Annotated in this window: 38 protein-coding genes; 32 read left to right on the forward strand and 6 right to left on the reverse strand. The window is 56.8% G+C overall.

All coding sequences use genetic code 11. From position 1 onward, the window contains the following. Positions 1 to 2 precede the first annotated feature (2 nt). Positions 3 to 479, reverse strand: a complete 477-nt coding sequence (locus tag AC245Y_RS08385) for a hypothetical protein (protein WP_017993800.1) — start codon at positions 477 to 479, stop codon at positions 3 to 5. Between the two features lie 90 nt (positions 480 to 569). Here AC245Y_RS08385 and AC245Y_RS08390 point away from each other — a divergent pair, with 90 nt between their 5' ends. Continuing rightward, a complete protein-coding gene (locus tag AC245Y_RS08390; protein WP_157628324.1) occupies positions 570 to 929 on the forward strand; it encodes a RusA family crossover junction endodeoxyribonuclease in 360 nt (119 codons plus the stop codon). Here AC245Y_RS08390 and AC245Y_RS08395 read toward each other — a convergent pair. The 5 genes from AC245Y_RS08395 to AC245Y_RS08415 are packed head-to-tail and all read right to left on the reverse strand — an operon-like array spanning position 926 to position 2,689. Next, positions 926 to 1,243 (reverse strand): helix-turn-helix domain-containing protein, encoded by a 318-nt coding sequence (locus AC245Y_RS08395; protein WP_017993802.1) that lies wholly within the window; start codon positions 1,241 to 1,243, stop codon positions 926 to 928. The genes AC245Y_RS08390 and AC245Y_RS08395 overlap by 4 nt on opposite strands. Next, positions 1,240 to 1,431: a hypothetical protein gene (locus tag AC245Y_RS08400; protein WP_017993803.1), complete on the reverse strand. Its 192-nt coding sequence runs from the start codon at positions 1,429 to 1,431 to the stop codon at positions 1,240 to 1,242. Before AC245Y_RS08400 ends, AC245Y_RS08395 begins: the two co-directional genes overlap by 4 nt. Further along, positions 1,428 to 1,829 carry a NinB/YbcN family protein gene (locus AC245Y_RS08405; protein ID WP_017993804.1) on the reverse strand — a complete coding sequence of 134 codons (402 nt, stop codon included), beginning with the start codon at positions 1,827 to 1,829 and terminating at the stop codon, positions 1,428 to 1,430. The genes AC245Y_RS08400 and AC245Y_RS08405 overlap by 4 nt, the downstream gene beginning before the upstream one ends. Before the next feature lie 15 nt (positions 1,830 to 1,844). Then, complete coding sequence (locus AC245Y_RS08410; RefSeq protein ID WP_157628325.1) at positions 1,845 to 2,504, reverse strand: phage replication initiation protein, NGO0469 family; 660 nt, start codon at positions 2,502 to 2,504, stop codon at positions 1,845 to 1,847. Positions 2,505 to 2,527: 23 nt separating this feature from the next. Then, entirely contained in the window at positions 2,528 to 2,689 is a 162-nt protein-coding gene (locus AC245Y_RS08415) for a hypothetical protein (RefSeq protein WP_017993806.1), read from the reverse strand. A gap of 154 nt (positions 2,690 to 2,843) precedes the next feature. On the opposite strand from AC245Y_RS08415, the gene AC245Y_RS08420 reads away from it, so the two are divergent. The 31 genes from AC245Y_RS08420 to AC245Y_RS08570 all read left to right on the forward strand — a co-directional run bounded on the left by AC245Y_RS08420 (position 2,844) and on the right by AC245Y_RS08570 (position 22,605). After that, positions 2,844 to 2,972: a hypothetical protein gene (locus tag AC245Y_RS08420; RefSeq protein ID WP_017993807.1), complete on the forward strand. Its 129-nt coding sequence runs from the start codon at positions 2,844 to 2,846 to the stop codon at positions 2,970 to 2,972. A 23-nt stretch (positions 2,973 to 2,995) separates the two neighbouring features. Next, complete coding sequence (locus tag AC245Y_RS08425) at positions 2,996 to 3,616, forward strand: hypothetical protein (protein WP_017993808.1); 621 nt, start codon at positions 2,996 to 2,998, stop codon at positions 3,614 to 3,616. After that, positions 3,616 to 3,849, forward strand: a complete 234-nt coding sequence (locus AC245Y_RS08430) for a hypothetical protein (protein ID WP_017993809.1) — start codon at positions 3,616 to 3,618, stop codon at positions 3,847 to 3,849. The genes AC245Y_RS08425 and AC245Y_RS08430 overlap by 1 nt, the downstream gene beginning before the upstream one ends. Further along, the gene (locus AC245Y_RS08435) at positions 3,846 to 4,220 is read left to right on the forward strand and encodes a hypothetical protein (protein WP_017993810.1); all 375 of its coding nucleotides are present in this window, start codon (positions 3,846 to 3,848) and stop codon (positions 4,218 to 4,220) included. The genes AC245Y_RS08430 and AC245Y_RS08435 overlap by 4 nt, the downstream gene beginning before the upstream one ends. Before the next feature lie 14 nt (positions 4,221 to 4,234). Further along, positions 4,235 to 4,498 (forward strand): hypothetical protein, encoded by a 264-nt coding sequence (locus AC245Y_RS08440; protein ID WP_017993811.1) that lies wholly within the window; start codon positions 4,235 to 4,237, stop codon positions 4,496 to 4,498. Then, the gene (locus tag AC245Y_RS08445; RefSeq protein WP_017993812.1) at positions 4,491 to 5,063 is read left to right on the forward strand and encodes a hypothetical protein; all 573 of its coding nucleotides are present in this window, start codon (positions 4,491 to 4,493) and stop codon (positions 5,061 to 5,063) included. The genes AC245Y_RS08440 and AC245Y_RS08445 overlap by 8 nt, the downstream gene beginning before the upstream one ends. 483 nt (positions 5,064 to 5,546) lie before the next feature. Then, positions 5,547 to 6,002: a hypothetical protein gene (locus AC245Y_RS08450; protein WP_017993815.1), complete on the forward strand. Its 456-nt coding sequence runs from the start codon at positions 5,547 to 5,549 to the stop codon at positions 6,000 to 6,002. Next, entirely contained in the window at positions 5,995 to 6,177 is a 183-nt protein-coding gene (locus AC245Y_RS08455; protein ID WP_157628326.1) for a hypothetical protein, read from the forward strand. The genes AC245Y_RS08450 and AC245Y_RS08455 overlap by 8 nt, the downstream gene beginning before the upstream one ends. Before the next feature lie 61 nt (positions 6,178 to 6,238). Further along, positions 6,239 to 6,904 carry a hypothetical protein gene (locus AC245Y_RS08460; RefSeq protein ID WP_017993817.1) on the forward strand — a complete coding sequence of 222 codons (666 nt, stop codon included), beginning with the start codon at positions 6,239 to 6,241 and terminating at the stop codon, positions 6,902 to 6,904. 44 nt (positions 6,905 to 6,948) lie between these two features. Further along, positions 6,949 to 7,353, forward strand: a complete 405-nt coding sequence (locus tag AC245Y_RS08465; RefSeq protein WP_157628327.1) for a hypothetical protein — start codon at positions 6,949 to 6,951, stop codon at positions 7,351 to 7,353. 8 nt (positions 7,354 to 7,361) lie between these two features. Beyond that, complete coding sequence (locus AC245Y_RS08470) at positions 7,362 to 7,586, forward strand: hypothetical protein (RefSeq protein WP_157628328.1); 225 nt, start codon at positions 7,362 to 7,364, stop codon at positions 7,584 to 7,586. Further along, positions 7,579 to 8,781 (forward strand): terminase large subunit domain-containing protein, encoded by a 1,203-nt coding sequence (locus AC245Y_RS08475; RefSeq protein WP_017993820.1) that lies wholly within the window; start codon positions 7,579 to 7,581, stop codon positions 8,779 to 8,781. The genes AC245Y_RS08470 and AC245Y_RS08475 overlap by 8 nt, the downstream gene beginning before the upstream one ends. 1 nt (position 8,782) lies before the next feature. Further along, complete coding sequence (locus AC245Y_RS08480) at positions 8,783 to 10,102, forward strand: phage portal protein (RefSeq protein WP_017993821.1); 1,320 nt, start codon at positions 8,783 to 8,785, stop codon at positions 10,100 to 10,102. A gap of 225 nt (positions 10,103 to 10,327) precedes the next feature. Beyond that, positions 10,328 to 11,053 (forward strand): phage minor head protein, encoded by a 726-nt coding sequence (locus AC245Y_RS08485; RefSeq protein WP_017993822.1) that lies wholly within the window; start codon positions 10,328 to 10,330, stop codon positions 11,051 to 11,053. A 40-nt stretch (positions 11,054 to 11,093) separates the two neighbouring features. Next, positions 11,094 to 11,768 (forward strand): HK97 family phage prohead protease, encoded by a 675-nt coding sequence (locus AC245Y_RS08490; RefSeq protein ID WP_017993823.1) that lies wholly within the window; start codon positions 11,094 to 11,096, stop codon positions 11,766 to 11,768. Continuing rightward, positions 11,743 to 12,966 (forward strand): phage major capsid protein, encoded by a 1,224-nt coding sequence (locus AC245Y_RS08495; protein WP_017993824.1) that lies wholly within the window; start codon positions 11,743 to 11,745, stop codon positions 12,964 to 12,966. Before AC245Y_RS08490 ends, AC245Y_RS08495 begins: the two co-directional genes overlap by 26 nt. 23 nt (positions 12,967 to 12,989) lie before the next feature. Continuing rightward, complete coding sequence (locus tag AC245Y_RS08500; RefSeq protein WP_017993825.1) at positions 12,990 to 13,394, forward strand: hypothetical protein; 405 nt, start codon at positions 12,990 to 12,992, stop codon at positions 13,392 to 13,394. Between the two features lie 49 nt (positions 13,395 to 13,443). Beyond that, positions 13,444 to 13,854 (forward strand): hypothetical protein, encoded by a 411-nt coding sequence (locus AC245Y_RS08505; RefSeq protein WP_017993826.1) that lies wholly within the window; start codon positions 13,444 to 13,446, stop codon positions 13,852 to 13,854. An 11-nt stretch (positions 13,855 to 13,865) separates the two neighbouring features. Next, positions 13,866 to 14,093, forward strand: coding sequence for a hypothetical protein (locus AC245Y_RS08510; RefSeq protein ID WP_017993827.1), 228 nt, complete (start codon positions 13,866 to 13,868; stop codon positions 14,091 to 14,093). Continuing rightward, complete coding sequence (locus AC245Y_RS08515) at positions 14,094 to 14,723, forward strand: head-tail connector protein (protein ID WP_017993828.1); 630 nt, start codon at positions 14,094 to 14,096, stop codon at positions 14,721 to 14,723. It abuts the gene before it with no gap. 50 nt (positions 14,724 to 14,773) lie between these two features. Next, entirely contained in the window at positions 14,774 to 15,094 is a 321-nt protein-coding gene (locus AC245Y_RS08520; protein WP_157628329.1) for a phage head closure protein, read from the forward strand. Continuing rightward, positions 15,091 to 15,525, forward strand: coding sequence for a hypothetical protein (locus AC245Y_RS08525; RefSeq protein ID WP_017993830.1), 435 nt, complete (start codon positions 15,091 to 15,093; stop codon positions 15,523 to 15,525). The genes AC245Y_RS08520 and AC245Y_RS08525 overlap by 4 nt, the downstream gene beginning before the upstream one ends. Then, complete coding sequence (locus tag AC245Y_RS08530; RefSeq protein WP_017993831.1) at positions 15,518 to 15,922, forward strand: DUF3168 domain-containing protein; 405 nt, start codon at positions 15,518 to 15,520, stop codon at positions 15,920 to 15,922. The genes AC245Y_RS08525 and AC245Y_RS08530 overlap by 8 nt, the downstream gene beginning before the upstream one ends. A 58-nt stretch (positions 15,923 to 15,980) precedes the next feature. Next, complete coding sequence (locus AC245Y_RS08535) at positions 15,981 to 16,388, forward strand: phage major tail protein, TP901-1 family (RefSeq protein WP_017993832.1); 408 nt, start codon at positions 15,981 to 15,983, stop codon at positions 16,386 to 16,388. Between the two features lie 8 nt (positions 16,389 to 16,396). After that, positions 16,397 to 16,834: a hypothetical protein gene (locus AC245Y_RS08540; protein ID WP_017993833.1), complete on the forward strand. Its 438-nt coding sequence runs from the start codon at positions 16,397 to 16,399 to the stop codon at positions 16,832 to 16,834. Positions 16,835 to 16,836: 2 nt separating this feature from the next. Beyond that, positions 16,837 to 17,178: a GTA-gp10 family protein gene (locus tag AC245Y_RS08545; protein ID WP_026157330.1), complete on the forward strand. Its 342-nt coding sequence runs from the start codon at positions 16,837 to 16,839 to the stop codon at positions 17,176 to 17,178. Between the two features lie 23 nt (positions 17,179 to 17,201). Then, positions 17,202 to 17,402, forward strand: coding sequence for a phage tail assembly chaperone (locus tag AC245Y_RS08550; RefSeq protein ID WP_017993835.1), 201 nt, complete (start codon positions 17,202 to 17,204; stop codon positions 17,400 to 17,402). Next, entirely contained in the window at positions 17,399 to 19,426 is a 2,028-nt protein-coding gene (locus tag AC245Y_RS08555) for a tape measure protein (RefSeq protein ID WP_017993836.1), read from the forward strand. The genes AC245Y_RS08550 and AC245Y_RS08555 overlap by 4 nt, the downstream gene beginning before the upstream one ends. After that, positions 19,426 to 20,184, forward strand: coding sequence for a hypothetical protein (locus AC245Y_RS08560; RefSeq protein ID WP_017993837.1), 759 nt, complete (start codon positions 19,426 to 19,428; stop codon positions 20,182 to 20,184). Before AC245Y_RS08555 ends, AC245Y_RS08560 begins: the two co-directional genes overlap by 1 nt. Then, positions 20,181 to 21,923, forward strand: a complete 1,743-nt coding sequence (locus tag AC245Y_RS08565; protein ID WP_017993838.1) for a hypothetical protein — start codon at positions 20,181 to 20,183, stop codon at positions 21,921 to 21,923. Before AC245Y_RS08560 ends, AC245Y_RS08565 begins: the two co-directional genes overlap by 4 nt. Positions 21,924 to 21,975: 52 nt before the next feature. Beyond that, complete coding sequence (locus AC245Y_RS08570; protein ID WP_017993839.1) at positions 21,976 to 22,605, forward strand: hypothetical protein; 630 nt, start codon at positions 21,976 to 21,978, stop codon at positions 22,603 to 22,605. Positions 22,606 to 22,654: the final 49 nt, after the last annotated feature.

Raw genomic sequence — 22,654 nt, forward strand, 5'->3', positions numbered from 1 at the left:
AGCTATGATGCCTTGGGGCGGCTGAAGCCCGAAAAAGCCCATACAAAGGCGCCGCCAACGACGAGAAAGACAAACGGAACGCCGAAAGCAAAGCCGATGGTTCCTAATAGGGTGCGCCACGGATGCACAGGGTAGAGCGGTACACCGACGTCAGCATAGGTCTTGGTAACAATGTCCTCGTCGCTAAGGTCGGCATACTGCGGAAAGTTCGTCCGGAACTTTGCGATCATGTACCAGCACAGAGACCCCGGTATCGTCTTCGTAACGCCTTTGTCTAGCTCGTAGTCAACGCCTAAAGCACCCCGGGCGTCTTTACAGCTCACGGGGATAAGGGCTGAGGCATTTGCCGGGATCTCGGCAAGCAGGTTGGACTTTGAAAATTCTTCGTTGATACGGTCGTAGCCTAGAAACATGACAGTTGCTGCGAACAGCAGTCCGCAAACCAGCCACAGCCGAAAAAGCCCTCGTTTGATATTCATGGAATCCCCCAACTCTGGCGGGAGATAAGCACAACTTGAGGCCGTGCGATATGGCTTGACGGCAGATTCCGGTGCGGCGTTAATGGCCTGGTGAAGTCCTTCTCCGCCATCCTTCCTTTCCCTCCCTCGGTCAATAACCTGTTCCTGAATGTCGCCCGTGGCGGGCGGGTCAAGACTGCCAAATACCGGGCATGGGAAAAAGAAGCGGACACTATGAAGCCAGAGGATATTGTGAGCCTCCAGGGCGACGTTGTGGCTGTTTATGTGCTTGGGCGACCTGATAAGCGTCGACGGGATTGTGAAAACTGCTCAAAAGCGATTTCAGACACCCTCACGCGGTGGGGCGTGTTTTCAGACGATAGCCAGATTGTTGACATCCGTCTGCGGTGGGGTGCGGCGGATGAAATAAAACCCGGACAGTGCCGGGTGGATCTGGTCGAGGCTGCCTAAGCTCGGTGTTTCTGGAAGTATGCGGCCCGTCCACCACAATATGTCGGCTTCTGCCTCGGCCGCTGGGCTGGCGGCGGAGGAGTGCTGGTCAAGCGCGGCGCAATGTCATTGATGCTGCACGACATGACCTCGCAGATTTTTAGAAGCGTCTGCACTCGCGGCTTTGCTCCGGCGAAAAGCCACTCGTAGACCCGGAATTCGTACATATCGATATCACGGGCGAAGCCGGACAGGCTGTGGTACTTCTTGTCGATCAGCCGTGCGAGGGACCGTCGGTCAAAGCGGCGCTGGAATGTTTTGTAAACGTCCGTCATGACACCGCTCCATCGCCACCACGCAAAGCCTTCGAGTAGGCGTCCTTCGCAGCCTTCTCGGCACGTTCGGCGTTGTCCAGGTCGACGCGTAGAGGTGAATTGCGGTTGGCATCCATGAAAGCATGGTAAGCTTTGACGCGGGCATTCTCGGCTTCTATCCACTCGTCGCGCAGCTCAGTGAGGGTCATGCCGCACGCCCGCCTTCCATGGCATAGCGGTAGTCGTCCGGAATGGGCAGTTTCACTTCCAGCTCTGCCGCAAGAGCCTCAATTGCTTCCATGAAGCGTGCCATGGCCGTGGTGTCGAGGTCGGTGGTGCTACGGGGTAGGATAAGCGCCTGACCGGCGACAATCTTCCGCTCAACGCCAAGCACGCGAACCTTCATCTGGTCATGGACGTCATCGGGCTCGCAACCCAAATGGTCGGCCAGCACGTTGTACCACATCCACATCGTGCGGTTCTGGGCGAGGCTGCGGTTCTTCTTATAGGGCTTGATTTCGATACTGTAGAGCGGAGAGGCGGGGAGGCGCGCGACAAAGTTCGCGGCCTCCTGTCTCTTCTCCCTGCTGTCGATGATGAAAAACACATCGGCACCCTTTCGCTAGAAAGGGATTTCATCATCGAACGGCGCATCAGTAGTGGCCGTTGGGGCAATTGCGGACGGCGCCTGCAACCCATTCAACTCCTTCCACTCCGGCGATTTCACGATGATGTCGCGGATGCCTTGGGGAATGGATTCGAACACCTTCGGGTCGAATTCGTCCAGAATAAACACGATGTTCTGGTTGACGCTCACCGGCCGCTCGATGTTCTTTTGCAGCTTGGAGATGCCCTTGATTTTGACCTTGCCCTTCGCATTCGCCTCGATCCGGATCATGCAGGGAACGCCAAGCATTAGGCTCCAGTCAAAGCCATCAGTCTCGAACTCGCTGATTTGCTGCTCGGTGTATGGGGCGCCACGCCAGCTTTCCATGTACTTCCGCAGGGTGGCTTCCTCATGGAACGATGCGGTCAGCCAAGCGGACACCATAAAGGGTTTCATTGGGTCGGGCTTACCGGTGTCGTCCAGCATGTAGCCGTTGGCGTCGGTATCGACGCTTTCACCGTGCAGCTCAAAGCCAAGCATCAGCTGCCGCTTGCTGGTCTTTTTGCCCTCGTATTCGTTCTCTTGGGTGCCAAGGTCGATAACCCGGACACATACGCCGGGGAAGGTGCCCACTTGTGGGTCTTGGAAGGAACCAGCACTGCTGGTCATTTTCATTTTAGCCATAGTCCTCGCTTTCGTTATTCGTTTTCAGTTTTGGTGACGGTGAAGCCCTTGGCTTCGAGGTCGGCTTTCGCCTGCTCGATGCGTGCGGCTGCACACTTCTCGGGCTGCGCTTCATTGCCGATGGTGTGGCCTCCTGCATTGATATGGTCAGTATATGCGTCGCTGGCGCGGCTCATGGCTGTAGTCTCCTGATTGTTATGAGTATTGCGATAATCGCCAAAGCATACTGAGCCGGTATATTTCACCAGTCAACTATAAATTACTAATAAAAAGATGTTTACAACCTAAAATATACGTGAGAGTCTGCTCCTGTAACCAACGGAGAACAACATGTACGACATTAATCAGCCTATCTTTACTTATGCAGGGGCGCTCGTCCCTGAAGCTAAGCCTTCCAAGTTCCGCAATGTGCTGCTGGCCGTTTGTGCCGGTCTGCTGCTGGCGGCGCTGGCCATCTAATCAATCCAAGAGAAAGCGAGGACATGAATGCAGCTAAAAAGATCCAATTAGAAGTTGGCAAAACCTATTCACGGGCCGATGGCACCACGGAAAAGATCACGCTCGATGACAAGGGTCATACCTATCCGTTTCGAAGCGAGTCTGGAAATTGGTATATGCGCGATGGTCGCTGGCAAAAAGACAACCTCGCACCGCAATACAATCTCGTAGCAGAGGTCAAGGTCAAGGAGCAGAAAGATCGAACCCTGACGCTTGCGGCCGGTAAGTACTACCGGACGCGAGACGGGCGCAAAGCTTTTGTTTCCGCTGTCTCGGTGCCAGACCCTGAAACCGGTCTGGTTAGACGATACCCCGCAATAGGGTACATCGGCGGGCGAGAAGAGACCTGGCAGGCGTGCGGTCGGAATATGACTGACTGCATCTACAAGGATGATTTAGTTACCGAATGGGTCGAGCCTAAGCGCATCAAGGGCTGGGTGGCTGTTGGCCGTGATCTGACTGATTTCGTCCGTTGCACCCACATCCATCCTTCGAAAGAGGCGGCAATCAAGAACCTTCGGGGGCATGCCTACAATGATGATGCGTTCGCCTGCATCGAAATCGACGTCCTCGAAGGCGCCGGTCTCGAAGGGGAGGTGGCGTAATGGGCTTCTTCGTCATTCTTGTGGTGCTCGTGGTTCTGTTTGTTGCGGTCATGCTGGAGGCGTTCAAGGAGCGCGACGACACTGACCCACCGAACGACCGTTCTGGCATGGTTCTGTTCATCGACCACCGCACGGGTTGCCACTACGTCGGAACCCCGCACGGAGGTATCACGCCTCGGCTCGACCGGAATGGGGAACAAATCTGTGACCCGAAACCGGAGGGCGCCCGATGAAAATCCTCTCCCTCCTGAGCAAGCTTTGGCAGGCCGAACGGCCGAAGCCGCCAACGGTATCGCAAGTGGGCGTTCAAGCCCGAGCAATCCGCCACCTTATCGCCATCGGCTGGATTGATTCCCGCACGGTGCTGAACATGGGCACGAACGACGCCACCAAGCTCTTCACCCGCCTGCGCCGCCTCGGCCTCCTCTATGATGCAGAGGATGCCAACGGGCACCTGTGGATGGCGAATAAGTCCGGTCACGGTCAGTACAAGCTGCATCGATGGACGGGCAAGCTGCCGGAAAGCTGGGTGCAGAACGACCTGGTTCCGTGCCCGGTCGCAGGACAGGCAGAGCGCCGCCCGCGCACCGCAAATACGAAATAACCGAAAGACAGAACATGAAATTCCAAACAGTCCAGATCGTCACAGCTGACGAACTGCTGAAGCACATTGGCCAGGTGGTCGAGGCCAACCATACAGTCAACAAGAACGGCGGGAAGCGGGGAGGTGTTATGAAGACAGCCCGCCAATACGGCATCCGGCCGCAAGAGCTGTCGAACACCATCAACCGCTCTTTGACCCCGCCCAAGCGCATTCTCGAAGCGGAAAACCTTGAAAAGCAGGTTTTCTATGTCCGCAAGGGGAGCAAGTCCGATGAATAGCTATACCGATGAAAGCGGGTTTGACGGAGTTGTGCCGGCGCATCCGATCGAGTGTGAGAATCCGTCGAGGGTCAGAACGATGACGTTGGGTGAAGTCGCACAGATGGCTCTCGAAACAAACAACATGCGGTCTACTAGGGAGAAGCCTAATCCGTTCGTCTCTCCCCTGGATAAGGGTTCCCAGACTACGGGGATAAAATCCATCTTTGACGACTTGCCTGGTGGGAAGGAAAACTCGCACTACAAAGCCGAGCTAGCCGAACTGGAAGCCTGTGTGGGGCCAAACCCCGCTGACGAGGAAATCGCCGCCAACCTGATAAGCGAGGTTGATAGCTCATCATCGCCCAATAATCTGGAATGGGTTGCAACGCGTTTGTGCCAACACCGTCAGCAGGCAGTGGCAGAAGCGACGGCGGGATTGGTGGAGGCGTTGCAGCTTGCCGTTAAAACCTTCCCATTGACCAGCGATGATCCGCGCAAAACAAAACGCTACGTCCACGCCCATAACGTCATGCAGCAAGCCCTCAGCGGGCTGTCAGCCGCCCAACGTGGGGAGGGCAGATAGCATGGTGTATCTTCTCACTATCGGGGCATTTTTCGGATTTTGTGCCGGGAATATCTTCCAGATTTATATTCAGGGCATCACCAAAAAGGGAGGCAAGGGCAATGGCTGACCTTATCCAATTCCTCGACGTCATGATGTCGCCACCGGGCATTTTGACGATGGTCGCCATATTCTGCACTGGCGCGGTTGCCGGTCTTGCTTTGGGAGGGCGGTGATGGTGCCCGGAAGATGCTTGCGGCCGCGTTGAGGGCAGAGCCAGGTCTGACGAACTCAAAAAGTAGGGCAGCACTAACCGGATCCAAAAATTAATTTTTATCATCGGAGGGTTGCAGAGCATTGAAATAGAACGCCTTCTGGCAATCTATTTTAATTAATAAAAAAGAATGGGTTAAAGCCAAGTTTTAACGTCGAGCCCCTCTTGAATCATTAACGAAACGTAAATATCTGTAGGTCGTTATCAACTCATACTAGAAGGATATTTTGATGAGTAAGGAACTAGTAGCAGCAACTTTTGAGGTTAAGCGTTTCCACATAATGGAGGCGTTTAAGAGAGATCCCGGCAGCATTTCGGCGGCGCGGGTTTTTGCGTACGACAAGCGCATCGCGCCGATCGAGCATAACCATGGGATGATCGAGGCCTACGGCTTCGATCCGTTCGATGAAGTCTACGTTGTCAACAATGATATGATGAAGAAGATTGGCGACCACCTGAACAAGCTTTGGATGGCTGAAGATTGGGAGGCGCTGAAGTTCAGCAACCTAGAACTCGACTTCGGCGGGTATAAGACCATGCGAATGGAGCTAGTCTACGCCATCAATTACTTCAAGCTGTGCACGCTGTTCGGTGATGCACTCTTCGCGGCAGTGATGAAGATGGCGCCAAGTGAGGCGTCCGGCATCAAAAGGCCCTATGGGCCGAACGATGTGGACCTTGACTGAAGAGCCGGTCAGGTCGGTTTGGGAGGTTCCCAAGACCAGAAGCGCCAAGGGTGTCGTGAAAGCGTTCGAGGCGGCGGGTCATTCCGCCGACCTCGGCCACGATGGCTTGATCTACCTCAAGTCCATCGATGCGATAGCGGTTGCCATGTTGCTCAAGCTGGTCCGGCGTGCGTAGGCGCTTGCGGCTCGCGCGGCGAAGGTCATAGATTGCCGTTGAAGATTTTGTGAGGGGAAGCATGCAGCAGGACTTCAAATGGCTTGGCCACGACCTTATCGGGATTGAAGGCGAGGGGGAGAAGGGTGATCGCTTCAAGCGTGGATGGTGCAATGTCATCGTGAAGCTCGAAGACTACGACATCTCCTATTTCACCCGCGCCCACGATCACAAGTACGAGGATCTGCCGCATTTCCCACTAAATCGCTCCGGTCTGGATGATCTTCAAAAGGTCCAACGTGAGAACTTGATACCTGAGCGGTGGGATGGTCACCTTATCAAGGGCACCGGCAAGATCATCCATCAAACCGTTTGCTGGTCGAATACCATTGTCGGGCAGGCCGATGGCGATCGGGTTCATATCGAGTTTAACGAAGTCGAGCTCTCGATCTACGGGAGCGATAAGCATTCTATGGGCAAGCTGAGCGCAGGCAAGTTGCAGTTCGAAGAGCCAAAGCTGAGCGCAAGGCTTTATCTGGAACCCGACCGGCTGAAGGCCTTCGTTGCGGAAGTGAGATCTAGCACTAAGATGCTTCCGATTACGGTGGAGCTGCTAGCGTCCATCTTCTATTTCCGGTCAGCTTCTGGCGAGTACGGTGGGGTATACCTCATGCCATACCGCGCCGTAGATACCGCCGATGCCGTACTCAGCAGCTTGGGCGTTGGTTTGACGGGCGAGGACACGTAGCGGTTTTCCTTGCCAGCTGACTCCAGCTCCGGCAAGATTCCAGCGTGAGTAATTCCGTAGGCCGCCCGTTAACGACCATCGCCGACCTGGCGGAAAACTGGCGAGACATCATGCACACCATCTACGCCGATGGTGGTAGCGATGCAGAGGTCAAGGTCGCTCTCGCCATCCCTCCATCCCGAGCCATAAGCAATATGCTTTGGGACGATTTGCAAGCGAGAGAGCCAGAATTTTCAGAAGCCATAAGGGAAGGACGCATCCTTGCCGAGATGTGGTGGCAGCGAAAAGGCAGGGAAGGGCTCTTCACCTACGAGGGCGTGAAGTTCAGTTCCCAGCTCTGGTTCATCAATATGAAGAACCGGTTTGGCTGGAAGGACAAGCAAGAGGTCGAGCATTCCGCTGATAAGGATGCTCCCCCGGTCTTCACCCTGAAAATCGACAATAGTTAGTTCGCATAATGAACATCCGTACCTTTGAACACAATGGCCAACGCATCCGTGTCTTCCCGGAAGGCCACGCCTACCTTGATTGTGATCATGGGCCAACTGAGCGCTGGTCTGACGATAAGATGACGGATGTGAAGGTGAATGATTACCGGCATTCTATCCGTTTTGATTTCTGCCTCGGCTCCGATGTACCCAATGAAGAGATAATGGCGTTCTATAACGCCTGCCTTGGCTGAGCACGTCTACCAGCGTCCCAAGCTGTACCAGAAGCAATCTGACGCATTCTTCAACGCCGAACGCTACTCATGGATTGAAGGCAGTACCAAGAGCGGTAAGACCGTCTCCTGCATGGCGTGGCTATTTGAACAGGCGCTCTTCCTCGGCAAGGAAGGCCGGGAGTTCTGGTGGGTAGCGCCGGTATCCGGCCAAGCCGAGATTGCCTTCAACCGCATGAAGCGCGGTATTCCCAAGGGCCTTATCCGGGGCATCGTTTCCAGTCAGGGCGCCCAAACCATCACCCTCATCAACGGGGCTGTTCTGCGGTTCAAGTCCGGGGAGAAGCCAGACAACCTCTACGGTGAAGATGTTTGGGCGGCGGTGCTGGATGAAGCGAGCCGTATGAGGCAAGAAGCCTTTCACGCGGTCCGCTCGACGCTAACCGCCACTCGTGGCCCCATCCGCATCATCGGTAACGTGAAAGGCCGCAAAAACTGGTTCTATCAGGGATGCCGGAAGGCAGAGGCTGGGGAGCAAGGACACTCCTATCACAAGATTACCGCGCTCGACGCTGTTGCAGCAGGCGTCTTCCCGCAGGAGGAGCTAGACGATGCGCGGCGGGTTCTGCCGGATGCTGTTTTTCGGGAGCTTTACCTCTGCGAGCCATCCGACGACGGCGGCAATCCGTTCGGGCTTCAGTTCATCCGGCAGAATATCGCGCCAATATCAAACAAGGCGCCTGTAGTCTTCGGCGACGACCTGGCTAAGTCGGTGGACTGGACGGTGCTGCATGGTCTGGATGAGGATGGGCGCACCTGTAGCCATACCCGGTTCCAGCTCCCTTGGGAGAATACGATCGACCACATCAAGCTCATCTGCGGCAGCACCTACACGCTGCTGGACAGTACCGGCGTCGGTGACCCCATCGTCGAGCGGTTGCAGAAGACGGGGAGCAATTTCGAGGGCTTCAAGTTCTCGGCACCATCCAAGCAAATGCTGATGGAAGGGTTATCAGTTGCCATCCAACGTGGTGAAGTGCAGTATCCAGATGGTGTTATCGTCTCGGAACTGGAGAGCTTTGAGTACGAATACACCCGGACAGGTGTTCGCTATTCGGCGCCGGAAGGCAGCCACGATGACTGCGTGATGGCTTTGGCCTTGGCGGTCCATGCGAAGAACACCCGACCCGCACAGCCACAAGTGATTGCATTGTAGAGTGAATTTTTTAGGTCGGTTTTTCTCGAAGGCGGCGGCACCGTCCTCCAGTTCCTTTTTCCTTGCAGGCCTTTCGTCCTCGCTGCCGCAGAACATCAAGGCCTACGCCAAGGAAGGCTATTCCGAAAATCCCATCGTCTTTGCCTGCGCCAGCATCATCGCCAATGCAGCTGCGAGCGTGAAGCTTGAGGTCTATACGACCGACGCGAAGGGCAACAGGAAGGTCGATACCAAGCACCCGCTGCTTGACCTGATGGCAAAGCCCAATCCGATGCAGACGTGGGAAGAGTTTGCAATCGAAATGGTGGCCTGGCACCGGGTAGCTGGTGAGTTCTTCATCCTGCGCCTGCCGGAAACTGGCAAGCCGAAAGAGCTTTATATCCTCAATCCCGACCTGATGGACGTGAAGGGTGCTGACAGCGGCAATATCCCGCTGCGCTACGAGTACGGGACCGGCGAAAAGAAGAGCGTCTATCCCGTCAATCGTCTGACCGGCGAAAGCCAGATCCTCCACATCAAGACTTTCAACCCGAATAACGAGTGGCGCGGCCTTTCTCCGCTGAGCCCGGCTGCACGCGCCACGGACATCCACAACAACGGCAGCAAGTGGAATTCCAACCTGCTGCTCAATAGCGCTCGCCCATCTGGTGTCGTTGAGGTTGCCGGTACTGTGGATGAAACCACGATCAACCGGCTGCGTGAGTATTTCAAAAAGGCGTGGGAGGGGCCTTCCAATGCCGGAAACGTCCCCTTGCTGACCGGTGGTGCCAAGTTCACCCAGCTCTCCCACAGCCCGAAGGACATGGACTTCGAGAAGAACATGGCCGGTGCCGCGAAGGATATCGGCCTCGTCTACGGGGTGCCTCTACCGCTCCTTACCATGGAAGCCGCCACCTTCTCGAACATGGACGCCGCGCAGGAGCGCCTTTGGACGGATACCGTCCTGCCGCTGCTGAATCTGATTATCAAGAAGCTCTCCCAATTCCTTGTTCCGCTGTTCGATTCCAGCAAGAGTGGGGTCACGCTGGCCTACAACGCTGATTCCGCGCCGGGGTTAGAGCCACAGCGTGAGCGTCTCTACAAACGGATGAAAGATGCCGTAGGCGGCGGCCTGATTACGCCGAATGAGGCGCGGGCGGAGATGGGCTTTGAGGAAGTCGAGGGTGGTGACGTCCTGCTGGTGCCCGGCACGCTGAAGCCGATCGACCAGGCGGAAAGTCAGCCCACCACCGATATCGTGAAAGCGATGTCGGACTGCGGCTTTACGGCAAAGGAGATTGCCGAGGCAATTGGCGCAACATCAACAAAGGACACTGCATGACGTGAAGAACACCAAACTACGAATTGTATGGTTATGGAACTTTTGGCCGATCCTGGTCAGGATTTCTATTGAGGATGACTTCTCAAAAGAGAATCCTTTGCAACTCAATTTGAGCACAAACTTCCCCCGCTGGTTCCCATTTAACTGGCCAGTTGTCGGTTTGCTATCTCGATAATGCTTTTCCGCGCCAAGCCCGACCCGTTATTGGCCCGCTGGGATGGGTTGATGCGGTCGGTAGAGGTGCCCTTCGCCGCCGCCGTGGAGGAAGAGAAGAACCGCTATATTCAGGAAGCGGCAGAGGCGTTTCCGATCACCCTGCGCCTGAGCGATACCGGCTACGAGCTGCACCGCGCGAACATGGCGGAGATCGCCAACCGCTTCGACCGCATTGCCATCCGTATCGCGCTGCTGGAAGCCCTTAAGGGCATCAAGTCCGCAGTTCGCATAATGGAGAAGCGGGAAGGGTGGGAAAGCCTCTGGTTCTACCTCGTGAGCAAGTGGGTGCAGGACTTCGGTGCCCAGCGTGCCCGCGAGACCGCCGATACCACCCGCTCGGACATGCAGCGCATTATTGACGTCGCACTCTCGGCCTCTGAGGAGTTCAATCCCCAACAGGTGGCGGTGAAGCTGCTCCGTGTGCAGGGTATCAGCGCCTTCCGCGCCCGCACGGTTGCCCGCACCGAAACCCACGCCGCCATGATGTATGCCAGCGAGGAGGGGGCAGCCAAGCTCGGACGCGATCATGAAATCACCATTCTGAAGTCTTGGCTTCCGGTGCAGGACGAGCGCACCCGCGTCAATCACGCAGCCATGTCATCCCATGTCGCCATCGCCATGGATGCGGATTTCATCGTTGGGGGAGCGCTCATGAAGCGTCCCGGCGATCCGCGTGGTGGTGCCGCAAACTGCATAAACTGCCGCTGCGTCCTCACTTATAAGGAGCAAGAATAGATGTTGCGTAAACGTATAGGTTGTGAGCAAAATTAATCCCATGAAGAACAAGCATCTCGAATTCGACGCCAATTTCAAAGCCGTAGGCGATGAGGATTCGGGTGAATTTGAAGGCTATGGCTCCGTCTTCGGCGTCATCGATTCCTACAACGAGGTGGTCGACAAGGGCGCCTTTGCCGATAGCCTGGCCAAAAATGGTCTTCCCAAACTTCTCCTTCAGCATTCGACGTGGATGGTCGGCGGCATCTACCTCGAAGCTCGCGAAGATGAGCGTGGCCTCTACGTCAAGGGGCAGCTCAACCTCAAGGTCAATGCCGCCCGCGAAGCCTACGAGCTTCTGAAACAGGGTGCGCTTACGGGCCTTTCCATCGGTTTCCGCACCTTGGAAGAGGAAATCAACCGGGAAACCGGCATCACCCACCTTAAGCGCGTGAAGCTGTACGAAGTGTCCATCGTGACATTCCCGGCGAACGAAGCCGCCACCATTTCCGCCGTTAAATCGGCACCCGACACGGTTCGGGATTTTGAAGATTTCCTGCGTGAGGCAGGCAAATACAGCCAACAGGACGCGAAACTTATCGCCTCCAAAGGCTTCAATGCACTCCTGAAACACCGAGAGGGTGGTGACGCTGCATTGGCTCAACACGCGCTGGAAGGCGCTATGAACCAATTAAGAAAGTTACTACCCAATGCCGCAGGAAACGGATCTCGCTAAAATCGGCGAGGAGTTGCAGACTGGCCTTGTAGCCCTGCAAAAAGCTCAAGAAAAGCAAGTCAAGGACACAGACGGTCTGGTGAAGGCCGAAGTTAGTCGCGTGGCCGAAGACCTCGGAAAGAAGTTCGAAGAGCTTCAGGACGGTCAGGACAAGCTCAAGGCGGCAATGGAACGCGTTGCCGCCAACGACAACACCAAGCCTGAAGAGGCCAAGGCCAAGCTCGAACAGGAGGCCTTCAAGTCCTTCCTGCACGCTGGTGGCGACATTGCCAAGTTGGCTCCCGAGCATGTGAAGGCTCTGTCTACAGACAATCTCGCCAACGGTGGCTATCTGGTTCCGGCTCAGCAGCTCGGCATCATCAATGGTCGCATCTTCGAAACCTCCCCGATGCGCCAGGTGGCCAATGTCATCACCACCAGCAACAAGAGCATCGAAGTCATCCTCGATGACGATGAGGCTTCTGGTGGCTGGGCAGGCGAAGGCGACACCCCGAGCGAAACCAACACTCCCCAGCTCGGCCGCATCGAGATCGTGGCCAAGAAGCTCTACGCTTATCCCAAGGCGACGAACGAAATGCTCGCCGACGCTACCGTGGACATGGAAGCATGGCTCACCGGCAAGATCTCCGACAAGTTCGGCCGTCTCGAAAACACTGCCTTCATCAGCGGCAACGGCGTGAACGCTCCTCGTGGGATTCTGACCTATAATGCCGGCACTAGCACCTACGCCCGGAACACGATCGAGCAGATTGCCAACGGCAGCACCACGTCCCCTACGGAAGCCGGTCTCATCTCCCTGATAGGTTCGCTGAAGGAAGATTATCAAGCCGGTGCCAGCTTCCTTATGAAGCGCGCGACCTTCATTGAATACCTGAAGCTATCTGGCACTAACGTGTTCCGCTTCTTCAACCTGCAACCGCAGTCCGGCCCGCAAGGCAAGGTTCTCGGCGGCTCTTTGACTTTGCTCGAACAAACCGTTCGCCTCGCTGACGACATGCCCGTCATCGCGTCCAACGCGCTGTCAGTCGCATACGGCAACTTCGGACGCGCCTACACCATCGTCGACCGCAAGGGCATCTCCGTGCTGCGCGACCCCTACACCGCACCCGGTCTCACCAAGTTCTACGCTGAAAAGCGCACGGGCGGTGGCGTGACCAACTTCGAAGCCATCAAGCTTCTGAAGATGTCGGTCTCCTAAGGTAACAATAGAAAGTCACGAACATGCAGTTCGACAGCGCACAAGGGATGGCGGTTCAAAACGCCGTCAACACCGGGGCGATCTCCACCAGCACTACCACGGCTGGCGTCATCATCGACACCCAAGGCTACAACTCGCTCACGTTCATCCTGAACATGGGCGCCCGTACAGACGGGACTTATACCCTGTCCGTCGAGCACGGCGATGCCGCCAACCTCTCCGACACCTCAACCCCTGCCGCCGACGACCTCGTTGGCACAGCGGCCGGTACGGCACTTGCCGTCGCGCAGGGTGTGAAGAAGCTCGGCTACGTCGGCAACAAGCGGTATGTCCGCGCCAACATCGTCAGCACCGGGGTAACTTCCGGCGCAACCGCAGGCGCGCTGGCGATCCTCGGTCGTCCGTCCGTTGGTCCAATCGCCCAATAATGTGAGGGGCGGTTATCCGCCCCTGCTTTAAAAACGAAAGTTCATTTCAATGAAATTCACTAAAATCATGCTGGCAACCTCCGCTTTGGCGGCTGTTGCCGTCGCCGCGATCGCGCAAACCTATACAACGGATGGCGACAACCGCTATTACACGGTGTCTCGCGGGCGCCTCGATGCCACCACAACGCCCGCCGATCGCGCCTTTCTTGATAGCCGCTCCGATGTCTCTGTCGGCTATAAGTGTGGCTCGGTTACCAGCACCTCCCTCGTGTGGAAGCTGGCGGACGGAACTGTGGTGAGCACCACTGGACCCGTCGCATGTGACGGCACTCAGCGGTGGACAACCAACAACGGCCCGCAGTTTGCCCAATCGGTGTCCGTCAGCCCCACGACCGCTGTGAGCACCACGGCTGGAGGCGTGAGCGCTACGGTCATCGAAACCAACCGCGTGAACCGATAGGGAGCATCACCATGAAGATCAAAATGCTCCGCTCCAAAATGGGCTCGAACGACGGGCACTCCACCCACTACTACGAAGAAGGCCAGGAATACGACGTTTCCGAAGCCCTCGGTCAATCGTTTCTCGATGAGAAGCTGGCCGAGGTCGTAGCCGAGGAAAAGGCAGAAGCCGCGCCGGAGAATAAGGCGATCGCCAAGGCTCCGAAGAACAAGGCAGAAGCCGCGCCGGAGAATAAGTAGGTGTCGAACCTCAAAGCCTACACATTGGTAACGGCACCGGCCTCCGAGCCGGTGTCGCTTCCCGATGTGAAAACATATCTACGGATTGACGGCACTGCGGATGATGCCGTTCTGACCACCCTCATCGCCTCTGCCCGCCGCACGGCTGAGGAATACACCAAGCGGGCCTTCATCACCCAATCGTGGAAGCTGGTCATGGACAGCATCTGTGAAGATGTCGACCTTCCCAGCGGCTACTATGTCCTTCCGACGCCATTCCTCGTCAACGGCAGCCAATTCATCCAGCTTTCGCGCCAGCCCATCCAAACCGTCACTTCCATAAAGACCACGGACACCTCCAACGTCCAATCCACAGTCAATGCCGCTGTTTACACCTTGGAGACCGCCACGGGCCGCATTCTGCTCAACGATGGCTACAGCTGGCCGACGAATCTGCGTTGCCGCTCAGCCGTCGAGGTCCAATTCGCGGCAGGGTGGGCGAATGCCGCCGCCGTGCCCGATCCCATCAAGCAAGGCATCCTGCAGCACGTCGCCGCCAGCTATACCAACAAGGTCTGCTCGGACATTCCGGCCGGTGCTAAATCCCTCTACGACGCCTTCCGCCTTCCCGAGGCATTCGGTGCCTACTAATGTGCAAGTGCGGGTCCGACTTCGCTTCCTCGGCAAACACCCGGATTGTGGTGCAGACGCCGACTGAAACGTCCGACGAATTCGGCGGGCGCTCTGTAGCGTGGAATGATCTTGTTTCCCTCTGGGCCGTGGTTGAACCCATGGCGGGGCGTGAAATCTACGTCAGCGCCCAGCAGCAAAGCCGCGTTGATGCCCGCATTCTCATCCGGTACCGCTCCGACCTTTCTGACACTACGACCGCTTCCCGCAATCGGGTGCAGGTCGACAGCCGCTTCTACAACATCGCGGCGGTGCGGAATCTCAGCGATGATCTGAAGACAGAGGGGAAGGACTTTCAGCAGCTCCTTTGCATGGAAGGTCAGCCCGCATGACCGTCCGCAATGCCGACAAGCTCATTAAGAAGCTGCAACGCCTGCCCCTCGACCTACGCGGCGGTATCGGCTCGGCTCTGATGCTCTCCGTTATCGAAATGGACGCCTATGCGAAGCAGCACATTTCAAGCGGCGGCCGATCGGGGCGCACCTATCGTCGCGGGTCGATCCCACATCAGGCTTCCGCACCAGGCGAATTCCCAAAGACGGACAGCGGCGAGCTGGTGGCGTCCCTCTTCTTCCGTGTCGGCGCCAACAAGCTGTCGGCCTTCTTCGGCACAAAGCTCGCCAAGGGGAAGTGGTTGGAATTCGGGACCAGCCGTATGCGCGCCCGCCCATGGCTTCGCCCTACATTCATGGCATTGCGCGACAAGATCACCACCCGCGTACGGTCGGCCGTCAACGAAACACTGAGGAAGGCCCGTGGTTGATTCCGCTGCATCCGTCATCAAGGCTGCGGTCGCAGCCCTCAAAGCCAATGCGGCAGTCACCACCCTTGTTGCGGGCAGGGTGTTTTCCGACGTGCCTGAGGGTGCCACGTTCCCCTACATTGTCCTGAGCATCCACAGCCAGCCCTTTGCCGCGAATGATTTCAGCGGTCAGAGCCATACCCTGAAGATTCAGACGTTCAGCCGCGACAAGAGCATTGCAGGCGCTCTCCTTGTCCGCGCTGCCGCCCTCACGGCGCTCGACCGCAATGAGCAAGCCCTGACTCTCGATGCAGGCACGCTGGTGAAGTGCGAATACACGGGATTCAGCGACGCCTTCAAGGAAGACGACGGCCGGACGTGGCAAGGCTACGCGGAGCTCGAAGTGGTTGTTGTTTGATGTTGCGCAACTGTCGGTTTAGGCGCTAGTCTGAATTCATAAATGAAAGGGTCATAATTTGGCTGCACAGAAAGGACGGGGAGTCCTCGTCAAGTACAATACCACCGGCAGCACCTATGCAGCCGTGGGCGGTGCTCGTGAGATAACGCTCACGATCAATAACGAGCCCGTAGACATCACCAATTCCGACGATGCCGGTATCCGCAAGTTGCTCGAAGGCGCGGGTGTCAACTCCATCAGCATCAAGCTTCAGGGGGTTTACGTCGAAGACGCTGCAGCCGCTGCGATCCGCGTCGATGCCAGCACCAACGCCCACCGGAACTACCAGTTCGTCATGCCGGGTGCGGTCTCAAAGACCTATCAGGGCAGTTTCATGCTCGCCTCCTACGAGGAATCCGGTTCGTACAACGGCCCCGCCACCTACAACATCACGCTCGAATCTGCGGGCGCGGTCACGATCAGCTAGGGGGCAACATGAACAAGAAACCTCTCCTTATAGCCGCTATCGCCGTCCTCGGCGTGGCGTCAGCACTGTTGGCGCCGGTTGCCAATGCCCAGACCGCTCCGAATATCAGCACCACTGACATCAGCACGGCTGGGATCAACACCGCTTCAGGTTTACAGGCTGCGTCCCCGACGACCTACTTCAGCAACACAGGTGATGCCCTGTTGATCGTTAAGGGCGGCGGCACTGCGGTATCTGCGACCTTGAAGACTCAGGCGACTTCACTTTATCAGGACGGATACGGCAGCACGCCTTTGTCCGATGTGACGGTAGGCATTCCATCTGCCTCTATCGTCATCATGGGGCCGTTCCCCCAAGGCCGCTGGAACAACCAGTACGGCCTTGTCACTGTCTCCTTCACGTCGGTTACTGGCGTAAGCGCATCAGCAGTCAACGTGCCGCAATAGTCATGGAAAACCTACGCAACGAAGTGAAAATCACCCTTGCCGGTGAAGAGCGCACGATGCGCGCTACATTTTCTGCCATTCGCGGCATAGAAGCGTCCCTCGGAAAGAGCATCATCGCCATCATCAGCCAATCCGGAAATGGTGACCTCTCTATCACTGATGCCGTAACCATCATTCACTACGGCCTGCGCGGGCATGACGACAAGCGCTTGAGCTTGGACCAGGTAGGCGACGCTGTGATGGATGTTGGTTTCTCTGCGGTCAGCCTAGCTGCAATCCAGTTCCTGAGCGTTGCTCTGGGCGGTGTAAGCGTGGGAAAGCCTCAGGAGGCGGCGCCCCAGTAGCGGAACTTCCGTGGGAGGACATCATGGCGTCCGCGCTGGGAGTCCTGAAATGGCCGCCTGAGGTTTTCTGGAAAGCGGGATTCTACGAATACACCGCTGCCATGAAGGGGCACCTTGTTTCGCAGGGAGCAGACCTTAGCCCACCGATGACGCGAGATGAGTTCCTGACCATGAAGGCGGAAGACGAGGCCCGAGAGAGTAACAAGAGAATGCCCGATGCGTGAGCCAAACCTTAGAAGCGCTGGTAGTCGAGCTTCGGGCTGACGCAAAAGGCCTGCAAAGCTCATTGCAGTCCGCCGCTGGCGACGTTCAGCGATTCAGCAATTCATCCTCTAAATCGGTCGACGGTTTCCAAGCCGCCATCTCACGCGCACGCATCGCCGTCCTGACCCTTGGCACGGCATGGGTGGCATTCAGGATCGGCAAAGGCATCCTCGACGCTGGCATTCAGATTGAGACGATGCGGAACAAGATGATCGCCGCGACAGGCGATAGTCGCGTCGCCGCTGATGCTTTGGCCTTTGTTCGTGAGGAAGCGAACCGGCTGGGTCTCGACATCCGCACGGCCTCTGACGGATTCGCCGGATTCTCGGCGTCCGCACTTCGTGCCGGTCTCACCCTCCAGCAGACAAAGGATATCTTCGCGGGGGTAAGCGAAGCTGCCGTGTCCATGCGTCTGCCTGCGGAGCAGGTAGGCTTGGTTTTCAAGGCCCTCGAACAGATTGCCGGTAAGGGTGTGGTCAGTATGGAAGAGCTGCGCGGCCAGCTCGGTGATGCGCTGCCCGGCGCATTTGAAATTGCCGCGAAGTCGATGGGGAAAACGACCGCGGAATTCTCAAAGATGGTTGCCAACGGCGACGTTCTAGCCAGCGACTTCTTGCCGAAATTCGGCGCTGCCATCAGACAGGAGTTGGGCGGTAGCGTTGATGAAGCGTCCCAAGGGGCGCAGGCCGCCTTCAATCGACTCGGTAATGCGTTCTTTGACCTGAAGGCGAAGATGGCTGAGGCTGGCTTCATCGACGTAATCACAGATGCGGTCACCCGGTTGACCGATCAGATGAATGACCCGGCGACAGCCGATGGCCTGAAGGGTTTCGCAACGCTGTTAGCGAGCATCGCCAGCGCTGCCATTTCTGCTGCTTCTGCTCTCGGTGACTTCTACACCTCAGCCAACAAAGCCATTGAAAGGGCCGGAGATAGCGCTTTCGGTGCCATTTTCGGTGAGGAAGGCTCCAAGCAGATCGCTCTGGCACGAAAGGCCAAAGCCAACGGCCTCAGCGTCGATTCTCAAAAAGCCATTGACGCCTATATGGCTAAGGGCGGTTTGAAAGCCAAGGTCGGAAATCCTGCGGATACCGGAGGGCTTTCGAGTGAAGGCACATACGCTGGCGGTGCCGCGCCGGTGACAGGCGGTTACACCCTCGGTTCCACAGCAAAACCTGTCGCCAGTGATGACCAGCGCAAGAAGATGGAGGCGGCCCAAAAGAAGGCCGAGGCGGTGCGTGAGCAACTCGCCGGGCAGGCTGAATCCATGAAGTACCAGTTTGCCAGCCCTGAGCAGCAAGCCGCGATGGACGTGGAAAAGCAGCAGGAGACGCTGAAGAAGGCTCTCGACGCTAAGGCTATTACTGAACAAGAGTATCGCGATCTGGGTCTGCAGGCGGAATCCGATTACCAGGACCGTCTAACCGAGATACGACAGGATGCAACCGACAAAGATATTGAAAACCGCAGGCGTGCGGCCGATCAGGAGACCGCAATCCGCGAAACTGCGATGAACAATGCGGTTAGTCTCCTCAACGTGTTTGCGACGAAAAATAAAGCAATCGCCGTGGCGTTGCTCGTCTTTGAGAAAGCTCGAGCGATTGCTCAGGCAATCATGGCGACGCACGTCGCAGCTACTACCGCGCTGATCTACGATCCCACAGGTGCAACATCGGCTCGCGTGACTGCGATGGGTTATGCCAACGTGGCCCTGATTGCTGCCACCGGCATTGCGCAACTGGCTACGATGGGGTCCGGAGGGGGCAGTGGAGGATCTTCTTCTGGGGGGTCTTCCTCCGGTACTGAGGGAGTGACTTCATCCGTCTCCAGTAGCAAGGCTTCGCCGGTTCCAAAGAGCCTCTACATCACCCTCAACGGAGACGATGCTGCGTTCTATTCAAAAAATTCTATCCGTAAGCTCCTCGAAGGCATCAATGATGCTTTGAAAGATGGCAGCAAACTTGACGTGTTGGTGGCCGCATAATGCCGACCTCTAACGCCCGGATCGGATACGAGAACCTCCTTGAAAACGGGACCGTTGTCGCGTCCAGCGAAAATTCCGATTATCCCGTGAAAAATGCCTACGACTGGCTGACGTCGGACTTCTTCAAGCCAGCCGGCTCCGGAACTATCAACATCGATCTGACGCTGTCCGTTTCCGATGGCGCCGATTATTTCGCCTTCTATGGTCACGACCTCTATAGTCACGGCGGGACCATCAAGCTCCAATACTGGAACGGCTCGGCCTACGTCGACTGCTTTGCAGCCATTACCCCCACGGATAATTCACCCCGTTTCGTCAATTTCACCAGCCAGGCTTCCACGAAATGGCGGGTGGTTATCACCTGCACCAGCGTCTTCAGCATTGCCGTCATCAGCTTCGGTGCCCAGCTCGCGCTGGAATACGGCATGTACCTGAACTGGACGCCGCCGAAGTTCGGGAGAAACACCAAGCTCATCAACAGCCAGTCTGACGGCGGTGCGTTCCTTGGCCGGAGTGTTGTGTCGCTCGGGGTAAGAAGTTTCCTGATCCTCCAGTATGCGTCTGACACATGGATGCGTGCAAACTGGCTCGCGTTCATCACACATGCGGAGAAGAAGCCTTTCTTCTTCATTCCTAACATCGGGACGCTCCCGCTCGAAGCCGTCTTTGCCTATACGGAAGAATCGATTCCGGCGCCCGCCCACACCCATTACGGCCACATGGGAGCAACAATCCCGATCATGGGGATGGTCGAATGAGCTACGACACCTTGCGGGTCAAGGTCGGTCGTCGGCCGATCACCGTCGTTGAGCTGGATCTCGATTCCTGCGCCAGAACATATGGCGTCGCGCCATGTACGGCCGCTGTTGGCGTCACCGGCACCCAGAAGTGCTTCAATACCTACGGCACCTGTCAGGACACGGCCAATTACAGCAAAACCACCAAAACCTACCGATTCACCTCGAAGTCGTCTTTCCTGCCGATCGGAGAGACTGTTTACCCCTGCATCGACTCCGTGAGCCTCGCGCCGGTTCAAATCGACGCAAAAGGCTTCTCCGTAAGTGCGTCTGTGACGGTCCAGTTGGACGACTTTCCGCACCACGACCGGGGAGTTGACCCCTATCCGGAAACCCGGAGCTATAACGCGGTCGGGCAGGGCACCTTCTTTGGAAAGCTTCGCGGCCGGAACGCCTATCTCGAAAACCGGGTGATGCGGATTCGTGAGGGATACATCGACGATGACCGCACCATCTACGACCGGACCCGTACCTATTTCATCGACCGGATGGAGGGGCCGGATGCAAACGGCAATGTGCGGATTATCGGGAAGGATGCACTGCGGTTCGCGGACAGCGAGAAGGCGAAGGCACCGGCCGTCAGCAAGGGCAGCCTGATAGCTGCGATGAACACCACCATCGACACCCTGACGCTGACGCCATCAGGGATCGGGGCGGATTATCCTGATACCGGCACGGTGCGTATTGATGACGAGATCATCCGCTATGGCGGGCGAACTGGCGACATGCTCACCGGTCTCACGCGCGGAAGCGACGGGTCGACGGTCGACACCCATGATGCCGCCAGTGTGGTTCAGCTTTGCCTTCGCTACACGAGCGCCAGCATCCCTTTTATCCTCAATGACCTTCTGGTGAACTTCGCCGGGCTCGGCGCGGCCTATATTCCGCTGACGGATTGGGAGGAAGAGAATGCCACCTGGCTTGGCAGCTTTACCTCGACGGTGCTGCTGACGGAGCCGACAGGCGTGAAAGACCTGTTGCAGGAGATCATCGCCAGCACCGGCTGCGATCTGTGGTGGGATGACATTGATGCCGAGGTCAAATTCAAGGTGCGCGCCCGGCCGCTGCCATCCAACCTCCCTCCGGTACTGAATGAGCTGGAGCATTTCCTTGCCGGTTCGATCACCGTGAAGGACTTGCCGAAAGAGCGCATTAGTCAGGTGGTGATGTACCTGTCACCGACCGGTGCGGCTATCCAGTTGAAGCCTGAGAACTTCCGATCGGTCTCTATTCAGGTGGATACTACGGGTGAGGGGGTCAACGCCTACGGGACGTCCAACGCCCGCACGATCCTTAACCGCTGGGTCGCATCGCTGCCGCTGGCTGACGAGATCGGAATCCGTTTGCTCAAACGGTACAAGTCTACCCCCCGCCAAGTGGCATTCCAGATTGATGCCAAGGACGCCACCCTCAAGACAGGTGACCTCGTGGACGTCTCTTCCCGCCTTATTCAAGGGGTGGATGGGGCACCTTATCTTATCCGCTGCATCGTGACGGAAAGCCGGGAAGTGGTCGCTGGCAGCCAATACGAATATACGGTGATGCAATCAGATGACACATTGGGGACAGCCGTGCTGATCGCGCCCGATGGGACACCAGATTGGACGTCTGCGACCGCTGAGCAGAAGACGACCTACATGTACATCAGCAATGACGCTGGCCTGATGAGCGACGGCGCGACCGGACCGCTCATTACTTAATTGCTAGGCTGCCGGTTGCTGGGTTACGCTGCTTCCTGAAGAAAGCCTCTCCGTGACCACCTATACCACTCTCACCGACACGACCTTGTCACAGGACAAGCCGTTCACGCAGTCCATTGCGCGCGCAATGCGGGATAATCCCAAAGCGCTGGCCGAAGGCGATGTCACCGCACCTGAAGTAGTTGGCTTGTCGCCTTTGGACAAACAGGTTGCGAGCAACTCCGCGTCTTTAGTTTTTGATAATCTTCCGGACGGATACGACGTTCTGGAGTTCGACATTGTGGGGATTTATCCGGTTTCTCCGAACTGGACGAATACTCTAGTGATGGAAGTATCGACCGATAACGGCTCCTCATGGGTCAACACGGGCTACCAGCTTGCCGACGATAGTGGCGCCGTCTCAAGTTCGTCGTGGGCGCTCACCGGGACATCCAATACCTTCAACACCGTGACCGCGAACTCCATCAACGGACGGTTCAGGACCTATAATTTTTCCTCGTCTTCGCTCTACAAGCAGATGGAAGGTCAGACTATCTGGCTTTCCAGCGCTCCAAGCCTCGTGCGCAAACGCTTCTACGGCCAAATCAATGACGTGACGAAGTTCAACGCTGTACGCTTCCGGTTCAGCACCGGCAATATCAACTCCGGCTACATCACCATGCGCCGCGTGCGTCCATCCTAAGATATATTGCCAAGGTTGTATTTCGATGGCTTAATAAGCCAAAGAAAGT

The sequence above is a fragment of the Rhizobium sp. SRDI943 genome (assembly GCF_057653695.1).